Here is a 12,259-nt window from a genome sequence, read left to right as displayed (position 1 = left end):
GTGTCCGGTGCCGTGGTGAGACGGAAGGGACGGCATGTACGGCTGGATCTGGCGGCATCTGCCGGGGAACGCTTGGGTGAAGGCGCTGATGTCGGCCGTGCTGGTGCTGGCCGTGGTCTACGTCCTGTTCCAGTACGTCTTCCCGTGGGCCGAACCGCTGCTGCCCTTCAACGATGTGACGGTGGACAACCAGTGAGTGTGCGCATTCTCGTCGTCGACAACTACGACAGCTTCGTCTTCAACCTGGTGCAGTACCTGTACCAGCTGGGCGCCGAGTGCGAGGTGCTGCGCAACGACGAGGTGACGACCGCGCATGCCCATGGGGGCCCCTCCCGCTCGAGCGAAGCCGGGAGTGGGGGAGGGTTCGACGGCGTGCTGCTGTCCCCCGGGCCCGGCACCCCTCAGAAGGCGGGCGTCTGCGTCGAGATGGTGCGGCACTGCGCCACGACCGGTGTCCCCGTCTTCGGCGTCTGCCTGGGCATGCAGTCGATGCAGGTGGCTTACGGCGGTGTCGTCGACCGTGCGCCCGAGCTGCTGCACGGCAAGACCTCGCTGGTCGAGCACGAGGGCAAGGGCGTCTTCGCCGGACTGCCCTCCCCGTTCACCGCGACCCGCTACCACTCCCTGGCCGCCGTTCCGGAGACGGTGCCGGCCGAACTGGAGGTCACGGCGCGTACGCACGACGGGATCATCATGGGGCTCAGGCATCGTGAACTTCCCGTCGAGGGCGTGCAGTTCCACCCCGAGTCGGTGCTCACCGAGCACGGCCACCGGATGCTGGCCAACTGGCTGGTGGAGTGCGGTGACCGGGGGGCCGTGGCGAGGTCGGCGGGGCTTGCCCCGGTGGTGGGCAGGGCCACGGCGTGACCGCGCTGCGCCCCGAGCGCGAGTCCGGCGCCGCCTATGGGGACGCTGCGGACGACGGGGTCTCGTACGGGCAGCAGCCGTACGAGGGCTCCGGCGCGTGGCAGGGGCAGCAGTGGTACGAGGGCGCGGGGCACGGCCCGCCGTCGTACGGGCAGCCGTCGGGCGAGGCGACGGCGGTGTTTCCCGTGTACGAGGGGCCCGAGGTGGTTTCCCCGTACGAGGACCCCGTGGCCGTCGCGGCGTACGACGTACCGGCTCAGGGGGGCGGCTACGCGTCCTTCGAGGCCCCCGTGGACAGCGAGGCCGTCGCGCGCGCCATGGACGCCAGGGGGGCGCTGCGGGCCGTGGACCGTGCCGGTGAGCCGCCCGCGCCAGGCGGCCGGGCCGCGCGGCGCAAGGCGGCCAGGAGGCACGGACGGCACGCAGGCAGGCCGCAGACGGCCGAGAAGCCCGCTGGGAGCGCCGGGGCGGCGCCCCTGTCCCGTGTGGAGGCCCGACGGGCCGCACGGGCGCGGAAGCCGGGTGCGGCGGTCATCGCGAGCCGGGTGCTCGGCGAGCTGTTCATCACCACCGGTGTGGTGATGCTGCTCTTTGTGACCTACCAGCTGTGGTGGTCGAACGTGCGGGCGCACCAGGAGGCAGGCAGCGCCGCCAAGCACCTCCAGCAGGACTGGGCGAGCGGCAAGCGTGAGCCGGGGGAGTTCGCGCCCGGGCAGGGTTTCGCCATCCTGCACATCCCGAAGCTGGACGTGGTGGTGCCGATCGCGGAGGGCATCAGCAAGCCGGCGGTGCTCGACAAGGGCATGGTCGGGCACTACGGGGAGGGGGGCCTGAAGACGGCGATGCCGGACGCCAAGACGGGCAACTTCGGGCTCGCGGGCCACCGCAACACGCATGGTGAACCGTTCCGGTACATCAACCGTCTCCGGCCGGGTGACGCGGTCGTGGTGGAGACGCAGGACGAGTACTACGTCTACAAGATGGCGTCGGTCCTTCCGGCGACGTCACCGTCGAACACGAGCGTCCTCGATCCCGTTCCGAAGGGGTCGGGTTTCACCAAACCGGGCCGCTACATCACACTGACCACCTGCACGCCGGAATTCACCAGCAAGTACCGGCTGATCGTCTGGGGCAAGATGGTCGAGGAACGGCCGCGCAGCAAAGGCAAACCGGACGCGCTCATTTCGTGAGGGCATGTGGACGCACGGGCACGTGGAACAGACGGGGCAGATGCAGTGGGAGTGACGACCGACCGGGACGAGCAGACCGACGCGCTGTCGCCGCGCTCCGCCTCCCCCGCCGTAGCGCGGCGCCGCGGGCGCAGCAAAATCGCGCTGGCGGTCAGTGTCTTCGGGGAGCTGCTGATCACGGCGGGCCTGGTGCTCGGCCTGTTCGTCGTCTACTCGCTGTGGTGGACGAACGTCCTCGCGGACCGCAAGGCCGACCGGCAGGGTGACAAGGTGCGCGACCACTGGGCGGCGGGCGAGAAGGACAGTGGTCCGGGTGCCCTGGACGTCAAGGACGGCATCGGCTTCCTGCACGTGCCGGCGATGCACAACGGCGAGGTGCTGGTCGAGAAGGGCACGTCGGAGAGCATCCTCAACGACGGCGTGGCCGGTTACTACACGGACCCCGTCAAGGCGACGTTGCCGACGACGGGGAAGACCGGCAACTTCACGCTGGCCGCGCACCGGGACGGACACGGCGCGAAGTTCCACAACATCGACAAGCTGAAGAACGGCGACCCGGTCGTCTTCGAGACGAAGGACGACTGGTACGTCTACAAGGTCTTCGCGATCCTCCCGGAGACCTCGAAGTACAACGTGGAGGTCCTCACCGCCGTCCCGAAACAGGCGGGCGTGACGAAGCCTGGCCACTACATCACACTGACGACATGTACTCCGGTCTACACGTCGGAGTACCGGTACATCGTGTGGGGCGAACTGGAGCGGGTGGAGAAGGTGGACGGCAAGCGGACGCCGCCGAAGGAGCTGGGCTGAGCAGGATGCCCGAGGGCCCGAAGTCGCAACTTGTGCTTGCGACTTCGGGCCTTTCGATGTGCTGCGTCCAGCGGAGGGCTTTGAGCCGCACTCGACGTTCTCGATGTCCTCGCGGAGGGCGCTTTCACCCTGTCGAGCACGTCCGTGCGGTCCAGCACGCTGCTGCGTAGGGCTTTCGATTCCAGCAGACGGCTTCATCGATCACTTCTACTGCCCCTTCCACGTGTGCCGTTGTGGTGTGACTGGGCAGAGATCCGTTTGCTGCCCCACCCGTACAGCGAGTCAGGGCATATGAAGGTACGTCGAAGTTCGCATAACGGGCTGGACGCCCGGGCCTTCTCGTAGCGAACGAGCAACCCCGAACACGTCGAAGGGCCTGGAATCCGTTTCGGATTCCAGGCCCTTCGACGAACTTCTGGTTGTCCTTGCTGTCGTTCTACTGCTGCCCGCCGCCGCCGAGCGCCATGAGCTTGACCTCGTCGCCCTTCTTGACGGGGTCGCCCTCCGACGGGTCGCTCGCTATCACCATGGCGTTGTCGTCGTTCGAGCCGGGGCCCCCGACATTCTTGAGTGTCAGGCCGTTACTGGCGAGGACTTGCTTGGCCTCGCCGAGCGTCATCCCAGTCACCTTGGGCATCGGGAACTCCTGCTGCTCCTGCGGTGCCTTGGCGATCTTGATGTCGATCGTGGTGTCGCGGGCGACCTCCGAGCCGGCCGACTGGCTCTGCCAGAAGATCAGGCCCTCGGACTGGGCGTCCGACTCCTCCTGCGTCTGGTTGCCCAGCACCAGGCCCTTGGATTGCAGGTACGTCTTTGCCTGTTCGGGCGACTGGCCCGACAGGTCGGGCACGATGACCCGGGACGGCTCCTGCGCCACGGTGAGAGTGATGGCGGAGCCCTTCTCCACCTTCTGGCCGGACGGCGGGTTGATCCCCAGGACCGTTTTCGGGGAGGCCTGTGCGGACTCCTGGTACTTGAGTTCGACCTTGAACTGGTAGTCGTCGCCCTCGAGCTTCGCCTTGGCGTCGTCGGCGTTCTGCCCGCTGACGTCGGGCACCTCCACCTTCGGGGCGCCCGTGGACACCACCAGAGTGACCGTGTCGCCCTTCTTGACCTCGGTCGGCGCCTTGGGGACCTGGGAGCAGACGTAGCCCTTCTGCTGGTCCTCGCACGGCTTCTTCGAGATGGACAGTTTCAGCTCGGAGTTGGTGGCCATGTTCTGGGCCTCGGTCTGCGAACGGCCGACGAGGTTGGGTACCGGAAGCGTGTCGCTGTTCGTGCTGTGGCCACTGCTGATCCACTTGCCGATGAGGATCGCGCCGACCAGCACTATCACCGCTGCGACGACGAGCAGGATCGTCGACAGGTTCGACTTCTTCTGCCGGCGGCGGTCCGGGCGGTCGTCGTAGCCGTAGCCGCCGTCGTCCGGGTTCATCGGCGGCAGCATCGTCGTGGCTCCGGCGCCCGCCTCGGGGCGCAGGGCCGTCGTCGGCTGGTCGTCGGGGTAGCCGCCGTAGCCCACCGCGCCCATCGCCGCCGTCGCCGCGACGGGCTGGCCGTCGAGGCAGGCCTCGATGTCCTGGCGCATCTCGTCGGCGCTCTGATAGCGGTAGTCCGGGTCCTTGACCAGCGCCCGCAGCACGATCGCGTCCATCTCGGGCGTGATCTCGGGGTCGAAGACGCTCGGGGGCTGGGGGTCCTCGCGGACGTGCTGGTAGGCGACCGCGACCGGGGAGTCGCCGACGAAGGGGGGACGGACCGTCAGCAGCTCGTAGAGGAGGCAGCCCGTCGAATACAGGTCGGAGCGCGCGTCGACCTGCTCGCCCTTCGCCTGCTCCGGTGAGAGGTACTGGGCCGTGCCGATGACCGCCGCCGTCTGCGTCATCGTCATGCCGGAGTCGCCCATGGCGCGGGCGATGCCGAAGTCCATCACCTTGACCTGGCCGTTGCGCGTCAGCATGACGTTCGCCGGCTTGATGTCGCGGTGGACGATGCCGTTGCGGTGGGCGTACTCCAGGCCTTGGAGGATGCCGATGGTCATCTCCATGGACCGCTCGGGCAGCAGCTTGCGGCCGCTGTGCAGAAGCTCACGGAGCGTGGAGCCGTCCACGTACTCCATGACGATGTACGGGATCGAGACCCCGTCGATGTAGTCCTCGCCCGTGTCGTACACCGCGACGATCGCGGGATGGTTGAGCGAGGCGGCCGACTGGGCCTCCCGGCGGAACCGGGCCTGGAAGGAAGGGTCGCGCGCCAGGTCGGCGCGCAGCGTCTTCACTGCCACGGTGCGGCCGAGGCGGGTGTCATGTGCGAGGTAGACCTCGGCCATGCCACCACGACCGAGCACCTGGCCCAGCTCGTACCGGCCGCCGAGGCGACGCGGCTCTTCCATAGCTTCCTACCAGCCCTCTCCGTCGGTCCCGGCCACACCCGCGTGTGGTCGGGCGGTGTGCTGTCCGGGCATACGGTACCCGGCTAGCTGTGCGTGACCTGGCCACATCCGCCACCCGATACAGGACCGGTATCGCAACGTGCACCGATGTGAAGGGGACGTGACAGGGGTCACTGCCTGCTGTTGACGACCGCCTGCATGACGCTCTTCGCGATGGGGGCGGCCAGGCCGCCACCGGAGATGTCGCCACGATTGGCGTTCTCGTCCTCGACCACCGCGGCCACGGCGACCGGCGAGCTGCCGTCGCTCATCTTGGCGTAGGAGATGAACCAGGCGTACGGCTTGCCGGCGTTGTTGACGCCGTGCTGGGCGGTACCGGTCTTGCCGCCCACGGTGACGCCGTTGCCCATCTGCGCGTTCTTGCCGGTGCCGTCCTTGACGACCGTCTCCATCATCGACTGCAGGATCTGCGCGTTCTTCTCGGACAGCGGGCGGCTCATCTCCTCCGGGTCGGTCTGCTCCAGGGTGTCGAGGTTGGGCGACTGGAGCTTGTCGACCATGTACGGCTTCATCAGCTTGCCGTCGTTGGCGATGGCCGAGACGACCATCGCCATCTGCAGCGGGGTCGCGGCGGTGTTGAACTGGCCGATCGAGGACATCGCGGTCTGCGACTTGTTCATGTCCTTGGAGAACACCGAGGCGTTGGAGCGGACCGGGGTGAACTGCTCCTTGTTGAAGCCGAACTTCTCCGCCTCCTCGAGCATCTTGTCGTTGCCGAGGTCCGCGCCGATCTTGCCGAAGACGGTGTTGCAGGACACCCGCAGCGCTTCACGCATGGTGGCGTTCTCGCAGGGGAGGTTGCCCTCGTTCTTCAGCTCGGTGTTGGTGCCGGGCATGGTCCACGGCAGCGGGGATTTGGTGTGCTGCTCGGCCGATGTGTACAGGCCGTTCTCCAGTGCGGCGGCCGCGGTGACCACCTTGAAGGTGGAGCCCGGCGGGTAGGTCTGGCGCAGCGCCCGGTTCAGCATCGGGTCGTTGGGGTCGTTCTGCTTCTGCAGCTTGTTCCAGGCATCGGCGTCCGCGTTGGTGTTGCCGGCGAACGACGAGGGGTCGTACGACGGGTAGGAGGCCAGCGCGAGGATCTTGCCGGTGGACGGCTCCAGGGCGACGACGGCGCCCTTGCCACGGCCCTTGAGCCCGTCGAACGCGGCCTTCTGCGCCGCCGGGTTCAGCGTGGTGACCACGTTGCCGCCCTGCTTCGGCTTGCCCGTGACCATGTCCAGGGTGTTGCGGAAGAAGAGCCGGTCGTCGTTGCCGGTGAGGATCTTGTCGTCGATCTTCTCCAGCTGCGAGGCGTCGAAGGCCTGCGAGGCGTAGCCGGTGACGGGCGCCCACATGGGGCCGTCCTTGTACGTGCGCTTGTACTTCAGGTCGTTGAGCCCGTTGCTCTTGGTCTCCGTCGACCCGGTGATCGGGTCGCCGCCGACGAGGATGTCGCCGCGCGGGGTGGAGTAGCGGTCGATGGTGACGCGGCGGTTGTGTTCGTCGTTCTTCAGGCTGTCCGCCTTGACGTACTGGAGCCAGTTGTCGCGGACGAGCAGCGCGAGGACGAGGAACCCGCAGAAGATCGCGATCCGGCGCAGGGGCTTGTTCACGGGCGGACCACCTGGGTCATCTCGGCGTCGGGGTTGGGGGCGGGAGACGGAGCCGGTCTGCGGGCCGTGTCGCTGATGCGCAACAGGATGCCGATCAGTGCCCAGTTGGCGATGACGGAGGATCCTCCGTAGGCCAGGAAGGGCATCGTCATACCGGTCAGCGGGATGAGCCCCATGACACCGCCGGCGACCACGAAGACCTGGAGCGCGAAGGCGCCGGACAGGCCGATGGCCAGCAGCTTGCCGAACGGGTCGCGGGCGGCGAGGGCGGTACGCACGCCGCGCTCCACGATCAGGGCGTAGACCAGCAGGATCGCCATGAGGCCGGCCAGGCCGAGCTCCTCACCGAAGGTGGCGAGGATGAAGTCGGAGTTGGCGGCGAACCGGATCAGATCGGAGTGGCCCTGGCCGAGGCCGGTGCCGAGGGTGCCGCCGGAGCCGAACGCCCACAGGGCCTGCTGCAACTGCTCGGAGTGCATCACGCCGTCGTGGACCCCGGACCGGCTGAGATTGAACTCGCGCATCGGGTCGAGCCAGGCCTGCACACGCGTCTGGATGTGCGGTTCGAAGCTTGCCACGCCGACGGCGCCGACCGCGGACATCAGCAGACCGAAGACGATCCAGCTGGTCCGCTCGGTGGCGACGTACAGCATGATGACGAACATTCCGAAGAACAGCAGCGACGTACCGAGGTCGGTCTCGAAGACCAGGATGACGATCGAGATCCCCCACACGACCAGGATCGGACCGAGGTCACGGCCGCGAGGCAGGTACAGCCCCATGAAGCGACGGCTCGCGAGCGCGAGCGCGTCCCGCTTCACCATCAGATAGCCGGCGAAGAAGATCGCCAGCACGATCTTCGCGAACTCACCGGGCTGGATGGAGAATCCGGCGACCGAGATCCAGATCTTGGCGCCGTAGATGTTGGCGCCGAGGCCCGGCACCAGGGGCAGCAGCAGCAGGATCAGCGCGCCGACCATGGAGATGTACGTGTAGCGCTGCAGGACCCGGTGGTCCTTGAGGAAGATCAGCACGACCACGAACAGCGCGATGCCCATCGCGGTGTAGAGCAGCTGGCGGGGCGCCGCCGAGCCGGCCTGGTCGATGGACTGCAGCAGTTTGGACTGGTCGAGCCGCCAGATGACCACCAGGCCGAGCCCGTTGAGCAGGGTGGCCAGCGGCAGCAGCAGCGGGTCCGCGTACGGAGCGAACTTCCGTACGACGAGATGGCCCACGCCGGCCAGCAGACCGAGGCCGACGCCGTAGGCGAGCAGGCCGGGCGGCACCGTGTTGTTGATGGCGAGGCCCACGTTGGCGTAGGCGAACATCGGGATGGCGACTGCGAACACCAGCATCGCCAGTTCGGTGTTGCGGCGGCTCGGCGCGCCGATCGCGCCGATCGTGGACGTGTGGTGCGTCGTCGATTGCGTGCTGCTGCTCATAGTGTGACAGGGCCTCTCACGGCTCGCTCAATGCTTACCGCACAGTGAGACGACCTTCTGCTCTTCCTCCGAGAGGCTGGGGCCGGGTGTGGAAGCGGGTGCGGTCTGGGTCTTGCCCGCCGACGCCGACGGGTTCGGGGTCGGCGTGGCCTTGGACGTCGGGGAGGTCGTGATGTGCTTGTCCTGGCTCTCCGCGGCTCGGTGCTCGGCGTTCTTCTTGCACGCGGACGCCTGCACGGCCAGCTCGGAGACCTTCGTCTGGGCCGCCTTGAGATTGCCCTCGGCGATGGTCGCCTTGACCTGCTTCTGCTGATACGGCGGCAGGTACTTGAGTTCGATCTCCGGGTGGTCCTTCGTCACCTCCGACAGCGACACCCAGGCCAGGTCCTGGCTGATGCCGCGGTACAGCGCGACATGCTCGCCCTCGGCGCCGACGTAGTACTGCGTCTGCGTCCACCGGTAGCCGCCGTACAGCCCGCCGCCGACGACGGCGAGCGCCAGGGCCGTGTAGAACGAACCCTTCAGCCACTTACGGCTCTTCTTCGGCTTGACGAAGTCCTCGTCGCCGTAGGAGTCGTAGCCGTCCTCCGCGATGTACCCGGCGCTGTCACCGCTGCCGGGAGGCCCGAACTCGCCCCCGCCGCCCTGTCCGTGCACCGGGCGACCGAGGCCCGAGGCACGGCCCGCGGGCGTCTGCATGATGCCGTTGTCGTGCGGGTGATGCTGGTTCTCGGCGACCGCGCCCACCACGACCGGGGTGTCGGACAGCTGCCCGGCGAGGGTGTCCCCGATGTCCAGGTCGAGGACATCGGCCACGATGACCGTGATGTTGTCGGGGCCGCCGCCGCGCAGCGCGAGCTGGATCAGCTCCTGCACGGTCTCCTGCGGGCCCTGGTAGCTGGCGAGGGTCTCCTCCATCGTCTGGTGGGAGACGACCCCGGACAGTCCGTCCGAGCAGATCAGATAGCGGTCGCCGGCGCGTACCTCACGGATCGACAGATCGGGCTCGACGTGGTCACCGCTGCCCAGTGCCCGCATGAGAAGCGACCTCTGCGGATGGGTGGTGGCCTCTTCCTCCGTGATCCGGCCCTCGTCCACGAGCCGCTGGACCCAGGTGTGGTCCTGCGTGATCTGCGTCAGGACACCGTCGCGCAGCAGATACGCGCGGGAGTCGCCGACATGGACGAGCCCGAGTCGCTGGCCGGTCCACAGCAGCGCGGTGAGTGTGGTCCCCATGCCTTCCAGCTGGGGGTCCTCCTCGACCATCGCGCGCAGCTGGTCGTTGGCGCGCTGGACCGCGGTGCCGAGCGAGGTGAGGACGTCGGAGCCGGGGACGTCGTCGTCGAGCGCGACGATGGTGGAGATCACCTCGGAGGAGGCGACCTCACCGGCGGCCTGGCCGCCCATCCCGTCGGCGATCGCGAGCAGACGCGGACCGGCGTAGCCGGAGTCCTCGTTGCCCTCACGGATCATGCCTTTGTGCGATCCGGCGGCGAAGCGCAGTGACAGACTCATGCGCACCTCGCCCGTCGGCTCCGGGTACATCCGCACGGTGCCCACCCTCCGGTCGGGAGCGCGCCGAGGCCCATCGTCCGGGCCGCTGCCGCGTGCTCGCTCCGCTCGCTCATTGTCGTACTACTTCCGCAGCTCGATGACGGTCTTGCCGATGCGGATCGGCGCGCCCGGCGGAATCGGTGTGGGGGTCGTCAGCCGCGTCCGGTCGAGGTAGGTGCCGTTGGTGGACCCGAGGTCCTCGACGATCCACTGGCCGTCCCGATCGGGGTAGATCCTGGCGTGCCGGCTGGAGGCGTAGTCGTCGTCCAGCACGATGGTGCTGTCGTGCGCCCGGCCGAGCGTGATGGTCTGGCCCTGCAGCGCGACTGTCGTGCCCGTCAGGGAACCCTCGGAAACGACCAGCTTGGTGGGGGCGCCGCGACGCTGACGACCGCCGCCCGACTGCTGGCGCTGCGGCGGGGGCGTCGCCTGGCGGGCCTGCCGGGGGGCCTGCTGCTGCGGCCGCCCCCCGTCCCGGCGCGAGCCGCGCTGTGTGACACGCGTGCCGAACAGGTCGCTACGGATGACCTGCACGGCCACGATCACGAACAGCCACAGTACGGCCAGGAAACCCAGCCGCATGACCGTGAGGGTCAGCTCTGACATTGCCCCCGCTTCACCCTTCGGCTTGCCGGTAAATGATGGTGGTGCTGCCCACGACGATCCGCGAGCCGTCGCGGAGCGTAGCGCGGGTGGTGTGCTGCCCGTCCACCACGATGCCGTTGGTGGACCCGAGATCCTGGATCGTCGAGGGCGTGCCGGTCCGGATCTCACAGTGCCGGCGCGAGACGCCGGGATCGTCGATCCGCACGTCGGCGTCGGTGCTGCGGCCCAGTACCAGCGTCGGGCGGGAGATCTGATGGCGGGTGCCGTTGATCTCGACCCAGTAGCGCATGCGCCCGCCGGCCGTCGGCGCGGCCGGGGGCCGCTGGCCGTAGGGCGCGGTGCCGGGGCGTCCGCCGGGCGGCGGTGTGGACGGCATGGGGGGAGCGCCCACGGGTGCGGCGGCCGGCGGGTAGCCGTAGCCGCCGGGGCCCTGCCGCCCGGCCGGGGCGGACCCGGGAGCCTGCTGGTCGGTGGAGGAGGCCAGCGTGCGGCTGCGTACTCGGTACAGGCCGGTGTCGAGATCCTCGGCCTTCTCCAGGTGGACCTTGATGGGGCCCATGAAGGTGTAGCGCTGCTGTTTGGCGTAGTCGCGCACCATGCCGGCGAGCTCGTCGCCGAGCTGGCCCGAGTAGGGGCTGAGGCGCTCGTAGTCCGGCGTGCTCAGCTCCACGATGAAGTCGTTGGGGACGACGGTCCGGTCGCGGTTCCAGATGGTCGCGTTGTTGTCGCACTCCCGCTGGAGCGCACCGGCGATCTCCACTGGCTGGACCTCGGACTTGAACACCTTGGCGAAGGTGCCGTTGACCAGACCTTCGAGACGCTGCTCGAACTTCTTCAGGACTCCCATGGGGCACCTCCTCCTTTGCTGCCGCCCTGCGTACTGCCTACCTGGTACTGCTTACTGATCGTATCTACGCGCCGGAAAATCGGCTGGTTCCCCCTGTCGCCCCTGTCGACGGGTGTCGACGCCTCCGGAGTTCCCTCCGGACGCCCCCTTCGAACTCCTCCTGCACGTACTCCTTGCATGGATCGTAGAGGCGGCTGCAGACCAGTGTCCCGCACCGGACTGTGGACCTCGTCTCCCTTCTGTAGAGATGGGCGGGACCGGTACGAGGTTGATACGTGAACCGGTTCACGTCGAGATGTTGCCGAGCCGTTGCCGATGCGGTGGGGGCGCGGGGGACCGCCCGCCGGTCCCGCGGGCCCGGCGCCGGGCGGTGGTCCGCCGGCCCCGCCCGTCGGCTTCCGGGCCCGGATCCGCGGGCGCTCGGCCGGCGGCCGCTGCCCCGCTTCCCGGGTCGTGGCTGGTCGGACGGGGGTTTCCGCAGGCGGGCGAGGGGCCCGGGGGAAAAGGGATGTGAAGCCACCCTGTCCAGCGTGCTAATGTTCTCGATGTCGGAAGGCGCCAGCACCGCAAGAAGCAGAAGCCGGAAGACACACCCAATGCGCGGGTGGCGGAATAGGCAGACGCGCTGGATTCAGGTTCCAGTGCCCGCAAGGGCGTGGGGGTTCAACTCCCCCCTCGCGCACAAGAGATACCGATGAAACGGGTCTCTGCCGGTGACGGAAGTCACGGCAGGGGCCCGTTTCTCGGTTTGCGTGGCATGAGGCGTCGCGCAGCCCGGAGAAGGATGTCGTCGGCCCTGGTCGTGAGCTATCTCACGGCCGGGGCGGGCTTCATTTCTGTGCGTCGTGCCGTGCTCGGGGCGCTCCGGCTGAGAGGCGAGCGGCTGCGGTGCCTGG

General features: G+C 68.3%; 10 protein-coding genes and 1 tRNA gene. 5 read left to right on the top strand and 6 right to left on the bottom strand.

What is annotated here, in order from left to right:
- Positions 1 to 34: 34 nt before the first annotated feature.
- The 4 genes from BIV24_RS31880 to BIV24_RS14190 are packed head-to-tail and all read left to right on the top strand — an operon-like array spanning position 35 to position 2,867.
- Complete coding sequence (locus BIV24_RS31880; RefSeq protein ID WP_177198717.1) at positions 35 to 196, top strand: hypothetical protein; 162 nt, start codon at positions 35 to 37, stop codon at positions 194 to 196.
- A complete protein-coding gene (locus BIV24_RS14200; RefSeq protein WP_071366652.1) occupies positions 193 to 867 on the top strand; it encodes an aminodeoxychorismate/anthranilate synthase component II in 675 nt (224 codons plus the stop codon). The genes BIV24_RS31880 and BIV24_RS14200 overlap by 4 nt, the downstream gene beginning before the upstream one ends.
- Complete coding sequence (locus BIV24_RS14195) at positions 864 to 2,057, top strand: class E sortase (RefSeq protein WP_071366651.1); 1,194 nt, start codon at positions 864 to 866, stop codon at positions 2,055 to 2,057. Before BIV24_RS14200 ends, BIV24_RS14195 begins: the two co-directional genes overlap by 4 nt.
- A 45-nt stretch (positions 2,058 to 2,102) precedes the next feature.
- On the top strand, positions 2,103 to 2,867 hold the full coding sequence (locus BIV24_RS14190; RefSeq protein WP_071366650.1) for a class E sortase: 765 nt from the start codon (positions 2,103 to 2,105) through the stop codon (positions 2,865 to 2,867).
- A 436-nt stretch (positions 2,868 to 3,303) separates the two neighbouring features.
- Here the strand turns inward: BIV24_RS14190 and pknB are convergent, their stop codons facing one another.
- The 6 genes from pknB to BIV24_RS14160 form a co-directional block, all read right to left on the bottom strand.
- A complete protein-coding gene (pknB, locus tag BIV24_RS14185) occupies positions 3,304 to 5,259 on the bottom strand; it encodes a Stk1 family PASTA domain-containing Ser/Thr kinase (RefSeq protein WP_071366649.1) in 1,956 nt (651 codons plus the stop codon).
- 170 nt (positions 5,260 to 5,429) lie between these two features.
- Positions 5,430 to 6,914 (bottom strand): peptidoglycan D,D-transpeptidase FtsI family protein, encoded by a 1,485-nt coding sequence (locus BIV24_RS14180; RefSeq protein WP_071366648.1) that lies wholly within the window; start codon positions 6,912 to 6,914, stop codon positions 5,430 to 5,432.
- A complete protein-coding gene (locus tag BIV24_RS14175; RefSeq protein WP_071366647.1) occupies positions 6,911 to 8,356 on the bottom strand; it encodes an FtsW/RodA/SpoVE family cell cycle protein in 1,446 nt (481 codons plus the stop codon). The genes BIV24_RS14180 and BIV24_RS14175 overlap by 4 nt, the downstream gene beginning before the upstream one ends.
- Before the next feature lie 27 nt (positions 8,357 to 8,383).
- A complete protein-coding gene (locus BIV24_RS14170; protein ID WP_245766805.1) occupies positions 8,384 to 9,871 on the bottom strand; it encodes a Stp1/IreP family PP2C-type Ser/Thr phosphatase in 1,488 nt (495 codons plus the stop codon).
- Between the two features lie 120 nt (positions 9,872 to 9,991).
- A complete protein-coding gene (locus BIV24_RS14165; RefSeq protein WP_071366645.1) occupies positions 9,992 to 10,516 on the bottom strand; it encodes an FHA domain-containing protein FhaB/FipA in 525 nt (174 codons plus the stop codon).
- A 10-nt stretch (positions 10,517 to 10,526) separates the two neighbouring features.
- Entirely contained in the window at positions 10,527 to 11,363 is an 837-nt protein-coding gene (locus BIV24_RS14160) for an FHA domain-containing protein (RefSeq protein WP_071366644.1), read from the bottom strand.
- Positions 11,364 to 11,961: 598 nt separating this feature from the next.
- Here BIV24_RS14160 and BIV24_RS14155 point away from each other — a divergent pair.
- Positions 11,962 to 12,045, top strand: a tRNA-Leu gene (locus BIV24_RS14155).
- Positions 12,046 to 12,259: the final 214 nt, after the last annotated feature.

It is taken from the genome of Streptomyces colonosanans, from assembly GCF_001866645.1.
In the GTDB taxonomy this organism is placed as follows: Bacteria; Actinomycetota; Actinomycetes; order Streptomycetales; family Streptomycetaceae; genus Streptomyces; species Streptomyces colonosanans.
Note: the sequence above shows the minus strand (reverse complement) of the source record. Positions and strands in the feature narration are given on the sequence as shown.